General features: G+C 47.0%; 16 protein-coding genes. 12 read left to right on the forward strand and 4 right to left on the reverse strand.

Annotation, left to right across the window (positions count from 1 at the left end; all coding sequences use genetic code 11):
• Nucleotides 1-10 precede the first annotated feature (10 nt).
• A complete protein-coding gene (locus tag BWI93_RS17715) occupies nt 11-1,135 on the reverse strand; it encodes an AraC family transcriptional regulator (protein WP_094813665.1) in 1,125 nt (374 codons plus the stop codon).
• Nucleotides 1,136-2,345: 1,210 nt separating this feature from the next.
• On the opposite strand from BWI93_RS17715, the gene BWI93_RS17720 reads away from it, so the two are divergent.
• Genes BWI93_RS17720 through BWI93_RS17740 form a run of 5 tightly spaced genes read left to right on the forward strand, consistent with a single transcriptional unit; the run spans nt 2,346 to nt 9,885 of the window.
• Nucleotides 2,346-3,689, forward strand: a complete 1,344-nt coding sequence (locus BWI93_RS17720; RefSeq protein ID WP_141217512.1) for an SWIM zinc finger family protein — start codon at nt 2,346-2,348, stop codon at nt 3,687-3,689.
• A gap of 23 nt (nt 3,690-3,712) precedes the next feature.
• Complete coding sequence (locus tag BWI93_RS17725; protein WP_094813667.1) at nt 3,713-6,514, forward strand: DUF6493 family protein; 2,802 nt, start codon at nt 3,713-3,715, stop codon at nt 6,512-6,514.
• A 39-nt stretch (nt 6,515-6,553) separates the two neighbouring features.
• Nucleotides 6,554-6,997: a DUF6493 family protein gene (locus BWI93_RS17730; RefSeq protein ID WP_176454264.1), complete on the forward strand. Its 444-nt coding sequence runs from the start codon at nt 6,554-6,556 to the stop codon at nt 6,995-6,997.
• Complete coding sequence (locus tag BWI93_RS17735; protein ID WP_094813671.1) at nt 6,988-9,321, forward strand: DUF6493 family protein; 2,334 nt, start codon at nt 6,988-6,990, stop codon at nt 9,319-9,321. Before BWI93_RS17730 ends, BWI93_RS17735 begins: the two co-directional genes overlap by 10 nt.
• A gap of 12 nt (nt 9,322-9,333) precedes the next feature.
• The gene (locus BWI93_RS17740) at nt 9,334-9,885 is read left to right on the forward strand and encodes a DUF1877 family protein (RefSeq protein ID WP_094813673.1); all 552 of its coding nucleotides are present in this window, start codon (nt 9,334-9,336) and stop codon (nt 9,883-9,885) included.
• Between the two features lie 93 nt (nt 9,886-9,978).
• Here the strand turns inward: BWI93_RS17740 and BWI93_RS17745 are convergent, their stop codons facing one another.
• The 3 genes from BWI93_RS17745 to BWI93_RS17755 form a co-directional block, all read right to left on the reverse strand.
• Nucleotides 9,979-12,531, reverse strand: coding sequence for a DUF4132 domain-containing protein (locus BWI93_RS17745; protein WP_094813675.1), 2,553 nt, complete (start codon nt 12,529-12,531; stop codon nt 9,979-9,981).
• Between the two features lie 41 nt (nt 12,532-12,572).
• Complete coding sequence (locus BWI93_RS17750) at nt 12,573-12,944, reverse strand: hypothetical protein (protein WP_094813677.1); 372 nt, start codon at nt 12,942-12,944, stop codon at nt 12,573-12,575.
• Between the two features lie 129 nt (nt 12,945-13,073).
• The gene (locus tag BWI93_RS17755; protein ID WP_094813679.1) at nt 13,074-14,144 is read right to left on the reverse strand and encodes a carboxylate--amine ligase; all 1,071 of its coding nucleotides are present in this window, start codon (nt 14,142-14,144) and stop codon (nt 13,074-13,076) included.
• Between the two features lie 694 nt (nt 14,145-14,838).
• Between BWI93_RS17755 and BWI93_RS17760 the strand changes: the two genes are divergently transcribed.
• From BWI93_RS17760 to BWI93_RS17790, 7 genes are all read left to right on the forward strand, one after another.
• Nucleotides 14,839-15,429 (forward strand): RNA polymerase sigma factor, encoded by a 591-nt coding sequence (locus tag BWI93_RS17760; RefSeq protein WP_094813681.1) that lies wholly within the window; start codon nt 14,839-14,841, stop codon nt 15,427-15,429.
• A 71-nt stretch (nt 15,430-15,500) separates the two neighbouring features.
• Nucleotides 15,501-16,586, forward strand: coding sequence for a FecR family protein (locus BWI93_RS17765; RefSeq protein ID WP_094813683.1), 1,086 nt, complete (start codon nt 15,501-15,503; stop codon nt 16,584-16,586).
• Between the two features lie 149 nt (nt 16,587-16,735).
• A complete protein-coding gene (locus BWI93_RS17770; RefSeq protein WP_094813685.1) occupies nt 16,736-18,949 on the forward strand; it encodes a SusC/RagA family TonB-linked outer membrane protein in 2,214 nt (737 codons plus the stop codon).
• A gap of 56 nt (nt 18,950-19,005) precedes the next feature.
• Complete coding sequence (locus tag BWI93_RS17775; RefSeq protein WP_094813687.1) at nt 19,006-20,175, forward strand: hypothetical protein; 1,170 nt, start codon at nt 19,006-19,008, stop codon at nt 20,173-20,175.
• Between the two features lie 20 nt (nt 20,176-20,195).
• On the forward strand, nt 20,196-22,043 hold the full coding sequence (locus BWI93_RS17780) for a RagB/SusD family nutrient uptake outer membrane protein (protein ID WP_217902304.1): 1,848 nt from the start codon (nt 20,196-20,198) through the stop codon (nt 22,041-22,043).
• Nucleotides 22,044-22,054: 11 nt separating this feature from the next.
• Entirely contained in the window at nt 22,055-22,777 is a 723-nt protein-coding gene (locus tag BWI93_RS17785; protein ID WP_094813691.1) for a DUF3823 domain-containing protein, read from the forward strand.
• Between the two features lie 418 nt (nt 22,778-23,195).
• Nucleotides 23,196-23,654, forward strand: coding sequence for a hypothetical protein (locus tag BWI93_RS17790; RefSeq protein WP_094813693.1), 459 nt, complete (start codon nt 23,196-23,198; stop codon nt 23,652-23,654).
• The last annotated feature ends 6 nt before the right edge of the window (nt 23,655-23,660 follow it).

The following is a 23,660-nucleotide window of genomic DNA, read 5'->3' on the forward strand; positions in this document are numbered from 1 at the left end:
GCGTTACTTTCTACGGGGTCTGACGTTTGAGATACGCTCTGGGGGTCAGACCCGTCATTTGCTTGAACGTTCGCTGAAACGTAGCCTGGGAGTTATAACCGCATTCAAAGGCAAGTCCCGTTAGCGTCAATTGCTGTAGGGGATCCTGGTACAGGCGTTGCTTAAACGCTTCGATCCGGTATTCGTTGACAAACAGGTTAAAGGATTTTTGCTGGTGCTGATTAAGCACGAACGAAATGGATTTGGCGGGCTGGCCCGTATGCTGACTAACTTTTTGAACCGTTAGTTCCGGGTCCAGGTACAGTTTATCTTCGGCCATCGCTTTGGTAAGGGCATGCAGAACTGCCTGAACGGTCTCCTCCGCCAGGGTAGTCGAACTAGGTTTGCGAGCGATGGATACGGCCGGACTCAACGTTTGTACATACCCTTTAAAGCCCAGATAGTAAATCAGTACGGCTATTGGAATATACAGGGGATACCAGCCGAACTGACTTAGAGCCGCCGAACGCATCGAGGGAATAAGCGTGGGGACCAGATGCAAAAGCCAAACGCCCTGAAACATCAGAAAGAGGGTTACTACGCCTTGCAGCCAGCGGATGTTTTGCGGTTCCGTTTCCCGTTCATTCATAGCCTGTCTATGCAGCCATTGTCTGGATAAAAGCAGGTAAACGGTCATTGAAATCCACCGGGGCAGGTCGGCATAGGTTTCATACTGATTCATCCAATGACCCCAGGCGGGGCCTTGCTCCTTACTTACTGCCCCTACAAGCAAACCGGCCAGAAAAGTCCAGCCGATCAACTTCGCACCCCAATCCAACACCACCGGAACCAACTGTCGCCATTCGGATTTTCCCAAACGAAACGCAGGGTCAAGCACGGCTTTCACGTAAAAATACAGCAGCGGACCTAACAGCATTATATTGTAAAATGGGAAAAAATCAAGCAGAAGGCCCACCCAACGGTGGGTAATGGGAACACTTACACCCAGACTCGCCAGGGCCATCAGGCCAAGCAATCCAGCCAGCAATCGGTTTGCCAGCCGATTGCCTTCACGTAGGCGTACCAATACAACAGCCAGAATGAAGCCCTGCAGAGAGCCCAGTAACACCAGTAAATCCAGGGGTGAAATCGTCATGGCAGAAAGTTAGAATGAAGCGAGTCAAGGCCCTAACGATTTTCATTTTTTATGTAGCCTTTTATGAATCAGGGCCCTTTGGGGCTAGTATGATTAGCCGCAGAATAGTCCCGTAGTCCTACTCTACCATTCGCATTTTTAGAAATTTGAATACCCTGAAAATGGTTTACCTAGCTACTGTTAGTATTAGGTAAAAGGCAAGTAGCGTTGAGGCTTGTAAAAGTGAACGACACTGCAATAGTTACTGCTTTTGGACTCAGTCAAACGTTGCTCTACTTTCTATAAAAGCAAACGACCAATTCCCTATTCGTTCAGCACACTGATCAGCAGAATGCGATGAGATTGATATAAATTATTGTAAAATAGAGTTATAGATTCATCAATAATCCTTGAAAATAAATGATTGTTTTAGTAATAACTCAAATTTCATAAATACAAGTAAAACCTTAATCAAATTAATTAAAAAAGCTTAAATACTATTTATTTATAAAATCCGCTTTTGATTAATGTAATACTCTATTTACACAACCAAGGCAGGATAATATCCTTTATGTACTTTTTAATTAACTTACCAACTACTTATCATCTTCCTGAATGCATCAACTATACGAAGCCGTTGCAAAAAGGGCAACAACAAGTTTCAAATTTTTCAAAATCAGCAGTTTACCAAAAAACCATCAACTAGGTTATTGCTGAAGAATATACAGTCGAAGTTGATAAGTTCATCAGAGGGTAGCATCAGGCCCTGGTATTAATAGCAAATTTTCCACCAGAACATTTATTCAATTATAGAAACCTTCGATAAGTATCAAATGCTTTTGTATAACCATTGCTGTGTTATACAAAAGCATTTTCAAATAACTGCAAATAGAGTAAATTTTCACAAATAAAGTATCATTCAATATTATTATAAATCATTCTACTATTGGATCTAAAACTTTGATGAAACATACAATTAAATAAGTCTAATTAATTCTGATAACTACCAGACACTTTTTCACTGAAACTTTTTGATCCTATCATTATTGCAAATAGTAATCCATTGATTAAGATAAAATCAAGCTATCAGAATATTTAAATAAAATGACTTTCAGTACGAAGTTATCTTAGTATAGCAGAAAATACGTTTTAAAGATGATCGGGAAATTAAGTACTGGTTTGTTTTCAAATTTGTTTGTACCTTTTGCTTTTCATTTGATCCAGAATTACCGTGTCTACCTACACCTATCACTATGCAAACGCTTCTGCGTTGAAAATCCATTCGGCGAGTCCCTTCCTAAGTTTAGCTGCTTTCAATGAAGATTCCCTGGAAGAAGATATTCCCTGTTACTTCTGGGGCTCACTCCTGGACCCGTACGTAACTGCCCGAGCCTTTATGACTTTATCGAAGGTGGTTCGTTCCCGCTTTACTTTGTCTGCTGCGGAGCGGTCAGCCATGCGGGATCCCATTGTCACGGCCGGGGCTGGGTTGATGAGGCTGGAAGCATTTTCGGGGTGTAACGGCGTCTATGCCCGGGTCGATATGTTACCTTCCTCGCTGGATGGTGAATTTCTGGGCAGTGGTACTACGAACGTTGACTTCAACGAGCCCATGATTCAGGCTTTAAGTACCGTTAGCCGCCAGGATAAACTCCTTTTTTCAGTGGGCGAAAAAGAAGTTATTCTGGAGAAACAGGGCCAGCAAATCATCGAACGTAAAGTAACCTTACCCACTCGCTGGATTAAAGGACTCACGGCTGTTCAGGCTTATCTTTCCACGATGGAGCCTTTCGGTTCCTACAGTAAAGTACAAACCCTTCAGCTCTTCCAGTCTCTGCCCAGGGGAGAAACTTCCAACGATTTTTTTCTGACTTATCGGGCCAATCGTCCGGTTTTCAGTCCCGTAGCTTCGGGTAAATCCCTGCGAATCGGAGGGCTACACCGGCTTCGTTTGCTGGAGGCTCTTGTGCCTCTGCAGGAGGGTCTGGACGTTTTTCAAAGTCCGGATGAACAGGCCACTGCCTTTGTTTTCAAGCTCGGAACTCTGCGGTTCTTACTAACACTGTCCCGAGAAACAAAACGCGGATTTTCCGGAGAAGGCAATATTCTGGATACGCTGATGGAGGCCGTACCCGAGTCGTATATTCAGGGAGCCCGACAGCTTTTCCAAACCAACGAAGCATTTAACCCTACGTTGCTTTCCCTGGAAAAAGACCTCGACCCCGTTGTGCTGAATCGAGTGAGTATGCATCTTTCAGCCATGGGACTGCTGGGCTACGACGTAATCGATCACCAGTTCTTCTACCGAAAACTGCCCTTCAGGCCCAGCCGTATCCTGAGTCTGAACCCCCGCCTGAAAAATGCCCAGTCGCTGCTGGAAGCCGATGGAATCGAAATACTCGAGCAAACGTCTGATCGTGTTCAGGCCCGGGTAAGAGGTAGTAAAGATAATTTTTACCGGGTACTGATTGAAGGCAACAAAGCCCGCTGTACCTGTCCCTGGTATGCGTCCCACGAGGGCTTACGGGGGTCGTGTAAACACGTATTAGCCGTTCAGTTAGCTCTTCAGTCCTAATTTGCGTTTTTATTCTTCCCTTCATGTCCTATCCTGATCAGTTTGAACAGCTGGTAAAGACCTTAACTTTTGATGCGTTACTACCCTGGGTTGACGCTTTGCCCGCTAAAGATATCAAGGAGGTAAACGTTCGTATTCGTCAGCTGGCAAAAGCCAATCATGCTACCATCGGCTTGCATCCCAGAAAAGAATCGCGGGGGGAGTTCCTCCTTCTGGCGGCTCTGGCCTTATTTACCAATCAGGAACGAATAAACCTGCCGCAGTACCTAGCCTCCTACGTGAAGGATGTGCCTCTGTACCAGCTGGTGGAAGTTCTGAAATACGCCCAATCCCTTGCATGGGCCAATGAGTGGATTCGTCAGTCCAAACAAAAGAACCGCTGGAATGGACTGACTTACCATAAATTGAGAGTATTACTCGAGCAGGAGGTGATTACGCACGATCGAAAGCTTTTTGCGGAAGAAATGTGTTTAGGCTACTTTGAAAGCCGTTTTAATAATACTTCTACTCCCGAGAATCTGTTGTATGCCATTTCACGAGACTCCTTTTTAATCAGCCACGATCTCGAATCGGTCTTTTTCTACGAAACGGCTATTGCCACCGAAGTTCATTTTGCCAACCGGAACCTGAAAGCCCTGTCCTGGATGGACATTTATCGGTACCTGATCGAGCGAAAGCAACTGGATCGGTATCGAATCCTGCAACTGTGCCTGGAAGGCCTCGTCCGCGATGACTTCAGCAAAGACCTGCTGGGGTGGTTCAGGGATCTCTTTACTGGACTGGAACCTACAGCAGCGGAGCTTTTCGGTTTGCAGTTGCCTTTACTGGCTCTGCTCAATACTGAATCTTTTCTGCCACTGAATCTGGCTATGGGCCATTTAAAAAAAATGGTCTTTCAGGAAGGCTTTGCCTGGGAAGAATTTTTACAGCGTTCAGAACAGGTACTGAGCAGAACTGACACCAAAAATGTCCGAAAATCAATCCTGGATATTTTGCTGAAATTTCCTGAAGCCTATCCGCAAACCCAAAGCCGGGTTACCGAGCTGGCGGTTGTTTCTTTACTTACTACCGATCCGGTTATTCAGGAGAAAGCCACGAAAATTATCAGTCAGTGGGGAAACACGCAGGATGAAACGCTACGTGAACAGATTGATTTGTACGGCAGTAATCTTTCGGCGAAATCCCTTGAAAAGCTGGCAGCTTATGAAACCCGTCTGGCCTCGACGGAACAGGCTACCTATCACTACGACCCTAGTCCTAACGTTCAGCTTATCAGGGAACAGAATCGAATTCATTTCATCCGTACCTGGGAAGAACTTCTGTACGAACTGACCACTCCCCTCCGCAGTGATGACCCAATCAAGCTGGAGCGGATCATGGATGCAATCGTGCACCTGCCGGCCTTACCCTCAGACGCCGAGGAACAAGTAAAGCCCCTGCTAAAAAGCCATTCGTACGCTGAACTGAGCTGGGACCTGGATCAGCTGGTAGCACTGCTGCTCAGAGACTGGATTGGTGGGTTTCAGTACGCCAGAGTGCATCATTACAAGCCTGGTAAGTACCACGATCCCTTTATTCCTTTCTGGCAGCAGCGGTTTAAACAGATCCCATCGTTACGGGCAGCGACTTTACCTTTTCTCAGCACGCCGACCCACGCTCCGTGCTGGATCAGCCCTTCGGTATTGATCGAACGGCTGGCATGCTATCAGCGGGCAAAAATGGCCTGTCAACCCTTCGATTTCCTCATCGCCCTGGCCCGCACCCGCCTGGAAAATACTCAGGAGGCCCTCACCAGACTTGAAATGCTGGAAGAGAGTGAAGAAACCCGGGTGCTGAAGTTTTTACTTGACCCGGCTCAGGAACTAGTTCTGCCGGAGCAAAAGAAAGCATTCTGGCAAAAGATGTACCAACGCTTGCTGGTTTCCGGCGAACGTTCGGATGTCACCGTTAACCAGAGTTATTATGCAGTAGCGGCCCGTACCAAATCCCCGCGGGCAAACTGGGAAGCATTTAAAACCACGGATCTTGGCGTCTATCCCAACGTATCGACGCTCTATCCGTTTGCCTGGGAACATGGATTCGAGCAACAAAACCACCGATGGAGTAGAAATCCGGTAATATTTCAACGCCTGGAATTTGCCTGTGAAGTACATACTCAGATTCCTCAGACGCTACTTTATTCATTGCACTATCCCATACATGGCCGTTTTGAAGAGACGCAGGATTACAGCTTCGCTGCTGATTTTCTTTTCTCTGCTTCGCTCATTCCTCAGTATCGCGAGCCACTTTACTACCGCGTTTTGCAGGTACGAGCCTTACGCTACAAAACCAATCAGTCGGATCAACAGGCACTCGAAAAAGCCTTACGAAGCCTACTGCCCGAAGAGGCCGTTTTCTACGAGTACGGATTAATGGTACTCGCCCAGGGATTTATCAGTGCTAAAGCGACGGATCGGGCACTGGCACAGGAAGTGTTCGTTCAAAAAATAGAACAACGAAAGCTGGACGTCCGAACACTGGGACAGGAGCTGGGTAAATTACTGAAAGAGAATTTTGCTCCTCTCCAGCGAGTGATTGATAGCCTGGAAGCATTACGACGACTCTCTCCCCTGCACGAAGACGCCCTCATTCAGTTCATTGAACAGATTCTGCTAAATCAGGCTTATAGTCAGCCCCCTAAAAACACGGCCAAACTCCTGTCAATCTATCAGGATCTGTTGCAGATGAATCGTCGCCGTTTACCTGATCACCTATCCGAACACTTGAACCACTGGCAGCAGTACCCGGCTTTGAAAAAAATAGTTCTGGAACTAAGCCGTATCTAACATCCCCTTTTGCTTTTACTCATGAGCCCTGAGGACACCTTGCAAGAACTCATTCTTTCCAACCGTCGGGATGAACTGATTGCCTTTTTACAAAACACGCCACAGCGTACGCACAAAGCCATTAAGGCTACTATTCGCCAGCTTAGTCAGCAACTTTTCAGTTTTTTTATACCGGAAGGGGACATTCGCAATGAGCAATGTCGAAGCTGTTACATGGCCGCATTGCTGACCTTCACCAGAAGTGAGCTGATGAGTATTCCGTCGTATTTAACCGTACGAACGGATGTAGAAGAAGATATGCTGATCCGCATCTTCCAGTTTAGAAACTTCGGTTCCTGGCTCCCAAGCTGGATTAATACTATGATTCAAAAAAGGTACTGGATTCCTTCCTATGCCTTTTTGAAAAGACTCGAATCGCGTCAGCTTATTAGTTATGAACCTCATCTATTCGGGCGAGTCGTTAGCCTGATCGCATGGAGTTAACTTTTGACGAGATCGAGTCATTAACCGAAACAAGTACTCTTGCCAGGGATTTGCTGTCATTGTTTACCCATGTCGACCTGACCAGTTCTTATGGGTATGAAACCTATGGGACTCCTTTTGTAGCAGAATTGCTTTCCAGAAAAATCATCCTTCCCGAGGATGTATTAAAAGAGGTACTTGCCAACTTGGCCCGAAATGATTTTCACCGAACCAAATTTTTGTGGCTCAGGAGCATAGCGGAAAAAATTAAGCTTAGCTCTGAAGAAACAATCCAGGTACAGTCGGAGCTGTTTGCGGTACTCGCTACACAACACGGCGTAGGAATCAACTGGGTTCTACAGGAGCTGAAACCGCTGAGCAGGCATCCTGCTTTTCGATGGGCTGATTTTCTGCTCGCCAGCGAACTCTTGTTGATTGGTAAACACGCGAAGCTGGGAGTTAGTAGAGCGTTACTCATTCTGGAAGAATTACCCCTCTATCATCCCGCAGCTACGGCCGAAACGGTGCGGGTTACCCTGCCGGCCTTGCTGGTAAAAGATGCTTCCATACAGGAAAAAGTCATTCGGATCGTTGCCCGCTGGAGTCAGCCGCAGGAAGAATGGCTCCGGGAGGAATTGTTGCTGTATACCGACATCCTTCCGGCAAACGCCTATGAATTACTGGGAAGCTTTTTATCGTCCACGCCGCCCGCTCCCATCGAACGTTACGTGTATCAGCCTAAATTCATACGGGTGCTGACGGAAGATCGGCGTATTACTGCTGTCACGAACTGGGAAGACTTGTTATTCTTAATCGGTAAGGTTACTACCCACTTTGATGTTTCAGAAGTGGAACGCTTACTGGATTCCCTTCTTCAACAAGGATTCGATCTTCCAACAGATTTCCAGGATCAGGTGAGTAGCTTTCATTTTGAGGCTATGTCAAGCAAAACCATTTGGCTCATTCGTGGCTTCCTGCAGGATTGGTCCAATGGGTTTGAAACGACAGCGTTGAACCATCTGGTATCACCCGCTTCCAATGATGAATTTATTACTGTTTTCTGGGTACGAATGATGTATGCGAAAGCCCTGGCGAAAGCAAACCAGCGACTCTCCCTGCTGAGTACACCCACGCATCGGCCTTTCTGGATTGATCCCGAGATTCTGGTAGAACGTCTGTTCGCGTTTGAAAAAGCGGAGGTTGTCATCAATGAAATTGATTTAGCCGTAGCAATAGCCCGCCTTCGACTTGAACAGACAGAAGCCGCCTTAGGTAAAGCTCAGCAGCTTCGTACGCCAAATTTTAAAACTTTACTGACGTATGTACTAAATGCGGATCAGAATCTCCAGGAATCGCTTGACGCTCTGGAACCCTATCCCTTTCATTCCATTGAAACTTCGAACGTAGAATCTTTCGCTTCAGAAGAAATCTGGCCGATGCTTCTGGCAGTAGCAGCCCGTACGAAGAATTATCTGGGCATCTATCCGGAGTTTGAAAGGTATGCTTTCGGAACCTATCCCAATGTGTGTCGACCTTTTGAAACGAAATGGGATACCAGGACTTTCCGGGTGAAGAAAGACAGGTACTACAAAGATTCTCCCGAGATTGACCTACTCTTACTCAGCACTGATGCTTTTTATTACGACTCAAATCCTTTGCCGCTGCTGTATTCCCAACATTTTCATGGATCGTATCTTTCAAAATACACGGTCTGGGAAGAGTCGAAAGATTTTGAGATTGAACCTGGTATTCATTATCTGTTCTCGTTGCTACCCAATCAGCCTGAACCTTTGTTTTTCAGGGCGTTGAGAAGCAGTGGACAAGGATCGGAGTCGGGTCCGTCGGGTACCCAAAGTACGCTCCAGGGGAGTCTGACCCAACTTCTGGAAACCGAAACCCCACTTCTGGAAAGTGCTCATCTGCTTTTGGCAGCAGGGATACTCAAAGAAACGGCGAACAGTCGGCAACTGGCTATGGATATACTGGCCCAACTGATTTCAGAGCAGCGGGTCGATGCGGACCTGCTCACACAGATTATTGGCGTTTTACTGAATCATGCGTATAGTCCCGTTCAACGCTTTGTCGATACGCTCGCGGCAATGATCAATCTGTCTCCCACCCATAATGACGTGGCCTGTCAGCTGCTAGAAGGTATCCTAAAACGAATGAATGCAGAAAAGCCGCTGAAAAACACGAAGAAAATACTTTTGCAATACATTGACTTACAGCAAAAAACGGCAAGGCCTATGCCAGCCGTCCTCGAAGAACGGCTTCAATACTGGGAAAAATCTTCAGCTTTAAAAAAGGAAGTAGCTCAACTAAAACGTTCACCCCTTACGGTCTAGTCATTATTTCTTATGGGACAATCCCTGTCATTGTATACGCTGGATACCAGCAATTTTGAACAACTTCACGCCAGTAAGGGTCAGGATAAGGCAGCAATGGCTGAAGCCAAATTTAGTCTTCTGCTACAGAAAACCTTTATGGGCTTGGAGTACGTTCTGCTCAAAGGAAGATCGGAGGATGAAAAAGAAATCCTTCAACGGCTATTCACTCCCGATCAGTTCATCACTCCTTATGATTTCAAAAATGTTGATCCTGAGTCGTTAAGTGACGAGGAGACGGCCGACTACTGGGATGCGGTTGAACGTATGATTCCTTACCTGAGTCCGGATCAGATCAAGACCATTCATCAGGTTTTACAAACCATTCCGGTCGATCACATCCGGCAAAACTTTAATGCCCAAGAACTCAACGAGGAAAATATTTATCCCTGGGCCTGGGCCGACTCCGATGATCCGAATGTGGGGTATACGGCCCGCGAGCTAAGCGAAAATCTGGAGGATCTGAAGGCAACCTTTCAGCAAGCGGATGAGCAACAGGCCTACATCCTTTGCTACATAGGCTAATACTTACCAGGCGAAGCTCTTTGAATTCCCTATCAGGCAAACGTTTACTCATAACAGCCAGTCGACGCCTGAATAAACTCAGCGTGACTGCTGTTATAGGTTGATCTGGGAAAGAATAGATGGATCGGTGATTTTGTGATCCTGAGCTAACAAAAATGCTTTGGAAAGCAGCAGGGAAAGCCCTTCGTCTCCTTCAAAGGGAATATACAAACCCCTCGCCGGGTCTTTTTGCTGGTAATCGGCTACAATGCATAGGTACTGATCATTGGGTTCCATGAGAATGTTTGTACTCCCCAGATGAATTTTGTACGTGCGTAATTTTCCTTTTACTACCAGAAATTTCTCCTGAAGCTCGGCGACTTTATTAATTTTTAAACGGGGTAAAAGATTCGCCAGAATTTCCCTCCGGTTTATTCCCGACTCGGACAAGGCACCAAAGGAATACTGCTGCCAGTAATCCCGGTATTCATCCATTCCGCCGGAATCCTGCCAGGTAGGATCATTTCCGATACTACATACGCCTACAAACAGATCGCAATCCCGCATGACTTCCGAAAAAACGACCGGAGGCACGTCTGTTAATTCAACGTTTTGCCGGGTACTGATACGACGAAATAGTACATGATCCGTAACAATGTATTTGAAGACCCCGCTACTGACGATAGAGTCTTCGCCGTTTTCCAGAGCATGAACGTAATAATCTGCCTGAAGATCGAAATCAGGGATTTTTAGCTCCGCTTTGCCCGTATGACCATTGTCGAACGTACCCGCCAGGGTGTATTTCCACTCCCGGTTCTTCGCCAGTTTTTCAAAGGTATGCTGCTTCAAGAGGTGAGCGGCCATTCGGTTGCTGTACGTGCAGGTGCGTAGCTCAGCGTCCGTCAGGATGTAGATTTCCCGATAGGCTTGTTTCAGGGGCTGAACGATCTGCTTTTCCTGCATATACGTTCGCCAGGCCCTGATTTCCTCAGCGGTAGCCAGTACCGGATGCCATAGGCTTACGCGTGCCTCTTCGTGCGGGATGACCGCTTCCCCCCAGGCATTCACCCAACCCTCCTTCTCCCAAAAGGCGGACTGTTTTTTTTGCGAATCGTCAAATGACCAGATCAATCGTCTACTAAGCCAGCTCAATAAACCATGGTCGAGGTAGTATTTTCTGAACGCAGGGAAGGCCCAGGAGCACTGAGCTCTAAACAGTTGATCAAGCCTGCCTCGTTGCGAAGCATGCATCTGGTTGATCTGTTTCTGCAGAGCTTTGAACTGGGTGAGCTGCGAAAGGTGCTGATCTTTGATGGCAGCCGGAACCGACTGCTGAGTTGTACCATCCGGCAGTAACCAGGTAATTTCTGATTTCCCAACGCCTGTAATGGTGAGCGTAGCCTGGTAATCAGCAAAGCTTTCCGTAAGTTTACCCGCAGTCAATCCGTATTGTTCCAGCGAAAGCTCCTGGATTTCGTGAATCGAAACTCCTTGTCGTTCAGCGGCGGCCAGTAAGCCCTTTTCAACCGTTTCGCGTAAACTGGGTTTCTTTAATTTGAGCTTTAATCGGGAAAGATAAGGCACTCCTCCCCGCATGGTCGACAAGGCATACACACAGGCATTGGCTAGTCCAACGCTTGGAACGCCAATCCCGGGCAGGCTTTGATAGAGCCGTTCGGCCATCGCACCGAGTATATGAACGGTTTTTTCCCGATAACTCGGCGTACACATCCAAACCAAAGGCTTAAGAATCCCCTGGTTGTAGTCGGCTATGAACTGCGTTAAGTCTACCTGTTCCCGGGTAATCCCTTCCCAGTCCGTTACTTTTTTGTATACAAATCTGAGGTTGGTAATGAATTCAAACCAGGAATGAATAACGGCATAGAACTGCTCTTCCCCTACTTTCTGAATGGATACCTGGGAATCGGACAGAAATTTTTTAGTGGGTTTGCTACCGGACGTACGTTTGGCCAGATCGATCAAACCATACCATAACTCCCGCTCTGTCAGGGGTAAGCTTTCAATGCGTGCATTGGCAAAGCCTGCAAAGCCATCATTTTCGGTAAACAGGCTAGGAGCTATGCCCTTATTTTTCTTCTCTAGCAGAACCGTAAGCTGATCAATGATGCGAATACGATCATTTTTAAAGGCTGTATAGCCATAATAATACCTGGAAGGATCAAACTCCTGCTGATCTTTTAAAAGCTGAGCAAGTACATTTCTTTCCTCCGGACTTAAGGATTTATCCCGAAACTGTTTGACTATTGTATTGAAAAAGGAAACCAAGGGCCAGTCTTCAAAGCTATCACGATCAAAGGTTTGACCTTTAAAGCCTTCCCATAATTGGGCGATGGCCAGATGGTCCAGAACCAATACATCTTTCACGATCTGGCTTACGAATTTTCGTTTAAGGGTAAACGCCACCTCATGCTCACCTTTGGTTCTCGTACTTAAACAGTGCAGGACAAAGGCAATCTTTTTAGCATTTTCCCATAAAGCTACCTGCTGTGTATATAGGGGACATTCCCGCAGTTTTAGCTCATATGCACTCCCTTCTGGCTTTTTTAGCAGGTACTGTTTCCCAAGCTCGCGAATGACTCGCTCAAACTCAGATTCGTTCGCTATTTCTGCAAAAAAAGCAGCGTTTCGGTTTTCGTAATAATCCATGGTACGCTGTATTTCAAAGGTATTTTCACTAGTTTTTTACATTAACCGCCAATCAGTGGCGTCAATTTGATGAAGCTAATTTTAGTATCGGAAGCAACGCGAACTTGCTCAGTCAGGCTTTCCACCTGCACATGATCCACCAATATGAAAAAGCCGTTTTTTTCGAAGGCATCCAGGGCTACGTAAACTTGCTTTTCAGCATCAATTGTTCGAAGGGAAGTCTCCGTCAACGCATCAGCCTCTGCGGGTACCACGAAAGGTTTGGCAGGCATTTTTTGCGTAAAACATTCAATTTCAGCTAAAACGCGGGCAGTGATGAGGTCTTTGACCGTCACCAGTTCAGTGTTTATTTCCAGGACCAGACTATGAAGCTGCTGACCGGAGAAGGTTTCATCATACAGGGTAAGGAACATATATTGCCAGGAACAGGGGAAAATGCTACTAAGAGTGTTTAACGACCCTTAAACTAAGAAAAAATGAGTAAAGCGAACAACCCGATTAGAAACGTAGCTAGTCAATTCTGATCCAGTCCTGTTATGGTTTTACCGGTGCCACTGTTGAGCGAGCATGTTTACCAGCAGATCCGGGTAACTCCAACCAATGCTTCGGGCGGCCAAGGCGGACAAACTATCCTGATCTTCACGCCCCGGACGACCCGCACCGGTCATGTTTGGTTTCAGGTTCAGGTCAAATAAATAATAAGTGCCCTGATTGTCTTGCCGGCAGTCAATGCGAATGGGAGCCCTGGCCGAAACAACTTCCGCCGCCTGTTCACACTGTCGCATGAGGACCTGTAGTGACTCCGTCCTCCTTTCTTCATCCGAAACGATTGCACTATTGGCCACCACAGCTACCACTCCATTGTAAGGGGCAATGCCGTTTTGATGATTAAATCGTTTGACGGGAGGCAGACTCCAATACCGGGTTTTTGCTACGCTTGCCCCCTCCAGATGATACCTTCCCGGAGGCATCACGGTCAGGGTTACTTCCTGACCGGGGAGATAGGTTTCGATCATAATCGCATCACCAAATTCCGCTGATTGCAGCATGGCTTTTACTGTAGCCCGTAATTCTTCCGGCGTATGGATGAGCGAAACGCCCGCACTTCCTCTGCCCCGAATGGGCTTGGCGACAACTGGCAGTAAGAGTCCTTGCTGGAGAATGGATTCAAGCTCCGCAACACGCTGGAGAATGTGTGCCGAAGGAATGGGTAAACCTTTACTTCGTAACAACGCGTTGGTATCCCATTTGTCGTCATACAATTCTACGAGACTCGGGTCCTGACCAACAACCGGAATTCCCTGATTTAAATAGTGCTGGATGGGGTGGGTTTCGAAAAGAATGGTATTCAGCCATAGCCTTTTGGCTCCCAGGGTTAAGGCTTGCTCAATTCCCTGTCGGGTATCCGGGAAAACCCAATCATAGACCTGAGTAGGGTCCGGATGCCCGACTGGCGTTACGACCGGAATGCCCGCCTGCTGTAAGGTGAAGGCCATATCCGCCCCGCTATCGGAATAGCCTCCGGGTTTCATGGGCTTGATGATGCCGTTTTTGACGGGAGGCAGGGCGGCCTGATACAGAATCGCGACGGGAGAATTATAGAAAGAAGACATACGATACATGGCTTTGACCTGGAAACCTACAAAAGGCTCCCAGGCCTGTAAAGCTATTATAGCTACTTACCTAAACCCGAAAATACAGGATGAGTTTGCCGAAGACCTATCTTGAATCGTGGCGAGCAAGGACGTAGACAGACTTTATGACAAGTCTGAACCTTTAGAAGATGCTCGATTGCCAAAAAATAACGAAAGCCTGGTGTAGGAAAATCAGGTATCGGCAGGAGCCGTGTTCAGCGTACAGTCTTCACCTTAAAAACAGCTCGTAGAGATGACTCCGTATACTCAACACCAGATTATATGCAGGTAAGGAATTCACTACCAGTGACTTACTACCGAAGCATTAAAAAGGACGAACTCTGGCGAAAAAAAACCATAATGGGTTGAGATTACTCACGATCCGTAGGTACGTTATTCCTTGAATTAGTTGGATTCAACACTCGGCTAAAATTTTTACACCAACGAAAAAACATTCATTGAACAATTCATTGATAAAAATAGATTATATAAATAAATTTGCATGGATTGATTGAACTGAAATGCCTATACCATGCTTTCATACGACTGTTTACTAGTAAACTTTCCTGGAAAATGTACAGGTATATAGTAAAAATTGCATAATCCCAAAATGTATTCCTAGGCTTTTTAGACTACCCGGCTCTCATCTGTTATCCATTACCTGACTTCCGCGATGTATACGACCAGCACTGATTCTGATTTATGGCAAGCGTATCTTGCTGGCAATGAAGCGGCACTAGGTACTATTGCCGAAAGATATTATGCTACCTTAAAGCACTACGGTCAGAAATTTTCCGTCAGCGAGTTTGTGGTTAAGGACTGCATACAGGATCTGTTTTTACAACTGTGGCAGAACCGAACCCAGATTAATGACACCCTATCGGTGAAACATTATCTGCTCAAGGGACTTCGTAATCATATTTTCATGCACATTCGTTCTTCCAAGCGAATGATTACCCATGACCTGGATTGGGAGCTGGGAACTCCGGAAAACATCAGCGGGGAATCGATCCTGATTGAGAATGAAGCCTTCTCCAGCCGTGTTCAGCAATTGCAATTGCTAATGAATCAGCTTTCTTCCCGTGAAAGGGAAGCCATATACCTGCACTATTACCAGAATATGAGCATTGGGGAGATTGCTGAAGTCATGCAGGTGAATCGGCAATCGGTTTCCAATTTCCTGACCCGGGCCATGTCAAAAATGAGGAACCATTGTCAGCCCCAGCACTTCTTTATCTTTTTGTATTTATTTTTAAAATTTTAGCATTAAACAGAGTATGACCGGTGAGTTGCTGCATATAAGCAGTAAATCATGCCAACGAAGCCGGATCATCCATGACTTCTTTCGATACCTTAGAGGACTTTCTAGCTAATGATGCCTTCCGGGAGTGGATCACGGGTCGCAGACCCCAGGATTACACCTATTGGCAGGAATGGCTCCGGCAAAATCCAGACAAACGGGACTTATACGAACAGGCCGCTGCCCTCTGCCTGGTTCTCAGTGACAAGGTCCAGCCAGAAGCTCAGCATACGGGTGAAATCGAGCAGATTAAGCAAGCCATTCACGAAGCTAACGAACGAAACCTTACTACCTCCAGGATTCGCAGGTTCCGGCCCGGACTGCAATGGCTGGCTCCGCTGGCAGGCCTGGCAGCTCTGGTCATCATCGGTTTTTTCCTGAAAGATTTTATCTGGAATTCAACAACTGGTTCAAATACCGCTCCAATTGAAGAGAAAATCATTGCTACGAAAAACAGCTGGCAGAAAGTTGTGAATACGGGCCCGTCCGCCCAGCTCATTAGCCTTACGGATGGCTCCTCGGTTTTGCTTTCCCCGGCAGGGCAGCTCTGGTACAACATGCAGGCTGATCAACGGGAAATTTACCTGATCGGCGAGGGTTTCTTTGAAGTAGTGAAAGATAAAACTCGCCCCTTCTGGGTCTACACACCGTTTCTTACTACTCGGGTAGTGGGTACCAGTTTTCAGGTACAGGCCTCTCGGGATCAGAAGATTGCCTTTGTAAAAGTAAAAACGGGTACGGTTACGGTAAACTCCATGAAAAACCCTGATCGCTATTTAGTTTTAGAAAAGAATGAACAGGTTAAACTTGATATTATCACGAATCAGTTAACCAAGCAAACCCTGGCTCCTGCCCTTCATAAACAAAATCTTACCTCTGTACTTAACGATAACCAAAACTTTGAATTTACTCCCGTCACTGAGGTACTTAGCCGACTTCAGAACACGTATCACATCAAAATCGAATTTGACCCGCACAATTTACAGGGCTGCACCTTTACGGGTGACTTAAACGGCGTACCCTTTGCTGAAAAACTAAGGCTGATCTGCTCGGCAGTTGAAGCTTCTTATGAAACACAAGGAGATACGATTTACGTCACTGGCCATAGCTGTACTCCCTAACCGTTGAATGGTCAGAACGCTAGCGATTGAAGTGACCTGACGACCGATCCTTAAACTGTTCCAGTGTTGTTCTCACGCTTTCTCTATTCGATGGAGAACAAGACCTCTATTGCTCATTTTTTCTATAAACTCCAAAACCTCTATCCACAATGCTTCTACCCTTACGTGTCCTAAAAGGCTATCCGCGGACCGTGCTGCCGATGGTGTGCTGGCTCTTCAGTCTCCTGCTTTTCCTGCCAGCCCAGGTTCACGCTCAAAATGATCTGGACCGCCGCATTTCTATTGTCGTCAAAGACCAGAACGTCGAAGATGTTCTCAAAAAGATAGAAAAACTCGTCGGTGTCAAATTCATCTACAGCCGGGAAATCATTCAGTCCAAGCAAAAAATTAGTTACCAGGCACAGAATCAACCCATTCAGACGGTACTGAATGAGATTTTAAACCCGATCCAGATTACGTACGAATCAGCCGGTAATCAGATTCTGTTGAAGCGAATTACGCCACCTGCCTCAACTTTAAAGAAAGAAACCGTTCTGGGAGCGGAAATTCCAGTAACCGGAACCGTGACCGATGAAAAAGGAAACCCGGTTGCTGGGGTGAATATCCTGATTAAGGGAACCACCCGTGGAACGGTTACGACCAGCGATGGAACCTTTAAAGTTTTAGTAAACAGCGAGGAAGATGAGTTACTGTTCAGTTTTCTGGGCTACAAAACCCAGGAAGTACGCGTAGGCAAGCAAAGTTCCATCAACCTGACGCTTCGGGATGATAACAAAGTACTCGATGAGGTTGTCGTAGTAGGGTTCGGTCTGAAAAATAAGAAAGAAACCGTCTCCGGGGCGATTTCTACGGTTAATGCCGAAGAACTGTCACACGCCAGTACCGTAACGGCAGCCGGGGCCCTGGTTGGTAAAATTCCGGGTATTGCCTTTCGTCAGACTACGGGCCGTCCGGGCAGTGCTCCCGCCATTGAAATCCGTAACTACGGGACTCCGCTGGTTATTATTGATGGGATTCAGAAAGATTATGGCAGCTTTGCCCAGCTGGACTTCAATGATATCGAAAACATTTCCATTCTAAAGGATGCATCCGCTTCCATTTACGGGATGCAGGCAGCCAACGGCGTGTTAGTCGTAACCACGAAAAAAGGAAAGCGTAATCAGAAACCAACCATTACGCTTCAAAGCTACTATGGCCTCCAGATTCCGGCAGGTTATAACAAGCCCGCCGATGCAGCTACGTACATGAAAGCCATTGTTCAGGACGAAACCTACAATAATGTGCCCGATGCTGCCCGAACTATCAACCGGGAACAGTATGATAAATGGGTGCGGGGAACCGAGCCGGGTTTTCAGTCTTTCGACTGGTACAATTACATCTGGCAAACCAGACCCCAAATTTACGGAAGCCTGAACGTCTCCGGTGGAAGTGACAACGCGGATTACTACATCAGCCTCAACCGTGTCGAGCAGAAGAGTATGCTTCGGAATTTTCACGGATTCGACCGGACCAACTTTCAAAGCAATGTCAACTTCAATATTACTAAGAAGCTTAAAGTAGGCGTATTAATGAATGGCCGTCTGGAACGCAATCGGCAACCGGGTCTTCCAGGAGACGATTACGATTTTGCCCTGCAGGCCGCCTTCCGGAATTTACCGACCAAACGGCCTTTCGTCAATGATGATCCCCGTTACCCGGGAATCTCGGCTATTGATCCCCAGTTCAGCTACGGGTGGATCAACGAAGAAATGTCCGGCAAGTACGAATCACAAATCCGGATCATGCAAATCAACGGCACCGCCGAATACAGCATTTTTGACGGCCTTAAAGCCCGGGCTCTGGTTAGCTACTGGTACCGAAATATCCGAAACGACCTGCGGGAGAAATCGCCTCTGTTGTACCGCTTCGACCAGCCTACTAACGCGTATACCATTGCTTATCAGGGCAATGCCCGTTATCTGGAACGTAACGTAGAGAACGCGGAGGAAATGACGAGTAACGTACAACTCGACTACGAAAAAACGTTCGCCAAACATCACGTGCATCTGGTTACGGGGATGGAAACGAAGTTAGCAAACTATTCAAGGGTCTATATCTGGGGAAATCAGGAAGCGAATGGTATTCCATTCCTCACGACCAAATCCACGGCCAACGTAATAGACGCCATTCCTTTTAATCAGAGTCGCCTGGGTGTTCTGGGCCGTTTCAATTACGACTACGATAACAAATACATTCTGGAGTTATCAGGTCGTTATGATGGGTCCTACTTTTACAAAAAGGGCAAACGCTTTGGCTTCTTCCCTTCGGGATCGCTGGCGTACCGGATTTCGCAGGAAGGATTCTGGAAAACAATACTTTTCTGAGTCAGAAAATTGATGAAGTCAAGCTTCGTGGTTCTTACGGGGTACTGGGCAGGGAGTTGGGAAGTGCTCTGACCTATATTACCGGTTATAACTTTAATCAGGGCTCTGCTATTCTGGATGGTCGGGATGTGGTTTCCAGCCGTATTACGGGATTGGCTACGGATAATATTACCTGGGGTCGGGTGTTTGTTCTGGATTTAGGTATAGACGTAGGTTTACTGGGCAATCGTCTGACGGCGGGTTTTGACTGGTTTGATCGTCACCAGACGGGTGAATTAGCCAGTCGCTATGATGTACTGTTACCCAACGAAATTGGATTTAGCTTACCCGCTGAAAACCTGAACAGCGATCATACCAAGGGTATTGAAATGCACCTAAGCTGGAAAGACAACGTGCGGGATTTCAACTATTTCGTAGGTGGTAATTTTACGTTTTCCCGCTGGATTACGGGCACGCGTTACAAACCCAGATGGGCCAACTCCTACGATCGTTACCGCGACCTTGGCAGTACCGAAGGCCGTTTCCGGGATGGTAGCTTTCAGCTCGTTTCCGTTGGGCAGTTTCAAAGCTGGGAGCAAATTGCCAATCACCCCATCGATCAGGATCACTATGGGAATACGACCCTTCGTCCCGGTGATTACATCTACCAGGATACCAACAACGATGGATACATCACGGATCTGGATATGAAAAACGTTACCTATCGTGTAAACGGTGGAACGCCCTGGCTAAACTTTGCCTTTCAGGCCGGAGCCAGCTGGAAAGGATTCGATTTCAGAGCCGAATTTGCCGGAGGTTCCAAGTTTACGTACGAACAGCAATGGGTGATGCGATATTTTGATGGCAATACCAATGTTTCGCAATACCTCGCCGATAACTCTACCTGGTACAAAGACATCTGGGATAAAAACAGTGGATTCAACATCGGTAAATACCCCCTGCTGACCAAGGGCGTCAATAACTGGATGAATACCCACTGGCCCAACAGCAACTGGCAGACAAACGTTACGTATATGAAGTTACGTAACCTTGAGTTTGGCTACACGCTACCGGACCGTATGATTAAAAAAGCCAAGCTTTCGGGCTTACGCGTATACGTCTCTGCTCAGAATATTCTGACCCTGACGAATATGCCCGGTGGACTGGATCCGGAAATGACGGCTAACTCAGGGATAGCTTATCCTAACCCCCGGTTAGTTAATGCCGGCTTTAATCTGAAACTGTAATACCTTTATTTCGAAAGATCATGAAAATTTCTCTTGGTTTCCTAACCCTGGCATTCCTGTTTTACCTGACAGGATGTACAACCGAACTGGATACAGAGCCAACCAATATATTACCTGAGAGTGAGGTATTTACCGACAAAGCCCTGGCTCAATCGGTTCTGGCAAACTTTTATGCTTCCGTTAATTATGGACAGACCAACAGTAATCACGGCAATTATCACTTGCTGGATGAGGCCAACCTGTCGTACGGACCGCCAACCACTACGGATGACGAAAAAGTAATTCCCCGTCACTTCTTTCAGACGTATGATTACGGACTGGTTCGACGCATGAATCAGTTTCTGGTTGGCATTCGCTCCAGTGCGGCCCGTTCGTCCCTGCTGGAAGCAGACCGTAGCAACCTGGAGGCTCAGTGCATTTTCTTAAGAGCCTGGTATCATTTCTGCATGGCCCGCAGTTTTGGAGGCATGCCGATTTTAGGCGATACCGTTTATACCTATCAGTCGGGTATCGATCCGGTGCAGTTTCAGGTACCACGCTCGACCGAAGCGGGCATCTACGATTATGTAATTGCTCAGTGCGACCTGGCCGCTACCAAATTAACGGCTGCCAAAACCACGAATGGAAGTGTTGCCAATAAATGGGCGGCCCTGATGCTTAAATCACGGGCTGCAATATACGCAGCCTCCATTGCCAACTACGGTAACAAAATTACTCCGAGCGTCAGAACGCAGAACTGGGAGGCAGGTATTCCCGCTGATCAGGCCAGTAAGTATTACAAAATAGCCCTCGAAACCGCCGAACAGGTGATTCAGCAGGGACCCTATGTTTTACAAATCGACCCTACAAATCTGGGCGACTCTTTTTATAAGGCAACGAGCGTAAAAGCGGGCAACACGGAAGTAATCTGGGCAATGGACCGGTTACGTCCAAACGTAGTGACGCAGTTTACGAATTTTACCATGCCGTATTCCCAGCGGGATTTTACGGAGGGTAATGCCCTGGGCGTAGTTTTGAATCTGGTGGAAGCCTTTGAAAACAAAGACGGTAGTGCTCCGCAAATCAAAACTCGAAACGATGACGGTAGCTACGTATTCTATAACTCCGTCGAAGACCCTTTCTCCAGAAAGGATGCCCGGCTCTGGGGAACGGTTATCTATCCCAACGCCCCGTACCGTCAAACCCCCGTTATTCTTCAGGCGGGTCAGCTTAACAAATCGGGTAATGAGTATGTACTGCGGACTTCCGCCGCTGGCGGTCGGGATACGCAGGGCAATCTGGTTACGTCGATTAACGGTCCGGTAGCCAATTCCGACAATTTTGTGAACAAAACCGGATTTCTGGTTCGGAAATTCCTGGATGAAGCTCCCAATGCAGGCCTAAACCCAGGCTTTAGCGAGATGTGGTGGCCCCGGTTCCGTATCGCCGAAGCCTACCTGATTGCCGCCGAAGCCGCTTTCGAGCTTGGGGATAAAGCCAAGGCCGTTACGAACCTGAATGCTACCCGCCGCCGGGGCGGTATTACGCCCGTCACCGAATCGTCCATCACTTTCAACCATATTGTGAATGAATACCGGGTTGAATTTGCTTTTGAAGATCACCGGTACTGGGATTTGAAACGCTGGCGGTTAGCTCACACCATCTGGAATGGAACACCGAATGATCCGACGGCTCAGATGTATTCGCTCTTCCCGTACAAAGTAGTAGCTCCGGGCGACGCGAACGATGGCAAGTGGGTGTTTACCAAACAGGTTTCCTATAAAATGGCTCCAAACCCCCGCAACTTCCCGTTGATGAATTATTACGCGGCCATTCAGCCAAGCTGGCGAGCCAACAACCCCAAACTGGTGTACAATCCTTTACAATAAGCTTTGATCTCATGACTATAGCATCGCTTTTTTATCGTCTCTTACTCGTTCTGCCGGTGTGTCTGCTGATGAGCTGTAGCACGGAAATTGATAACTGGGATTATCCTACTTCCAGGGTTTCGGGTCAGTTTTTATACAAAGGTCAGCCCATGCAACTGATGGGAACGGCTTCTGATGCCACCGGATCCAACATGCTTCAGCTTCACCAGACGGGCGAAGGCTGGATCCAGGGATTCATCAAAGTATTTTCCAGAGAAGACGGCACTTATACCATTAATGCATTCGATGGCGATTACTACCTCAACCTGACGCCGGGCCGGGGTCCCTGGGTACCCAATACGGACACCCTGCGGTTTACCTTGAGAGGGGAAGAGAAAAATGTAAACTTTGAAGTAACGCCTTATTTCTGGTTGAGTAATTACACGAGCACTTACAAGGATTCGGTATTTACCGCCACCTTCAACGTTGAGCAGGTAGTTTCCACCGCTGTCATGGAAAGAACGGTGATTCAATTGACTCCTACTGCTATTGTGGATAATACGTCCAAGGTTCTCGAAAGGGCGTTTACCAATGTCGTACCGGGTACCAATACCCTTACGTTAAATTTGAAAACCCTGTCCAATAGTGAAAAAACTAATCTTAGGAAAACGGGCTTTCTCTTCGCTCGCGTCGGAATCAAAACCAGAAATGTCTCTGACTTGATCTACTCCAAAACGGTACAGCTAACGCCCTGATTTATGTAATCAAACCAGCTCTTCTTCTCAAGCCGATGAGCCTAAAACCGTTCGGTTTAGCTAAGGCTATCCAGGAAAGGAGAAAGGAACATTTTACCCATAGCCCCAGAAAAGACTTCGTTAAACAGATCATTCCCTTTGTAAGGCTGAAGATTGCGAACCGGTTGATATCACTAGAATCAGCGGGTTTATAAGTGAAGTGTTTTGTGCCCCTGGTGCAAAAATGATTATCAATTTTAGCGGAAGTTTTACATCCCGGTGCTGTAGGTGCCGGGATGTTTGTTTGGATCCTATTCAATAGGTAACTCGTTCGCCGGGAAAGGTACGTTCGGGTCTGTGTCTGTCTATATTTTCCTCTGTTGCAGAATTCACGGCGTATCCGTACTTTAGGTGAGCCCAATTCCTGCTTCACTTGCCCATGACGGCTTATTTAAACCTAAGAAACCTCTTTGATCTTTTCTGCATTGCTCAGGGCATTACCACGGCGGGCAGGCTTTTACTTCAGCCCAGACGTTCAGCCCATCGGTGGTTAGCACTGCTAATCGTTGGACTCACCTGTCAGGTGATTGACTACTTTTTAAGTCGATCCGGCATTTACTATCGCAACCGCTGGCTCTATTTTTCGCCTTTATTTTTTTCCTGGGGTTTCGGTGCGTTTGTTTACGGGTATGTGCGGGCCCGCACTACGCCAACCCAACCTTTCACTAGCTGGCATTTTGTTCCGCTTGCCTTACAGATCCTGTTTTATCTGATTCTGGTTTTTCAACCGCTCCCTACCAAAGCCTGGTTCTGGCTAACGGTTCATAAACCTTACACCCGTTATGTGGAGTATTACGTCAGTGGTCTACTGATGCTCAGCTATCTTTACCTTAGCTGAAAACGA

The sequence above is a fragment of the Siphonobacter sp. BAB-5385 genome (genome assembly GCF_002261125.1).
GTDB lineage: Bacteria > Bacteroidota > Bacteroidia > Cytophagales > Spirosomataceae > Siphonobacter.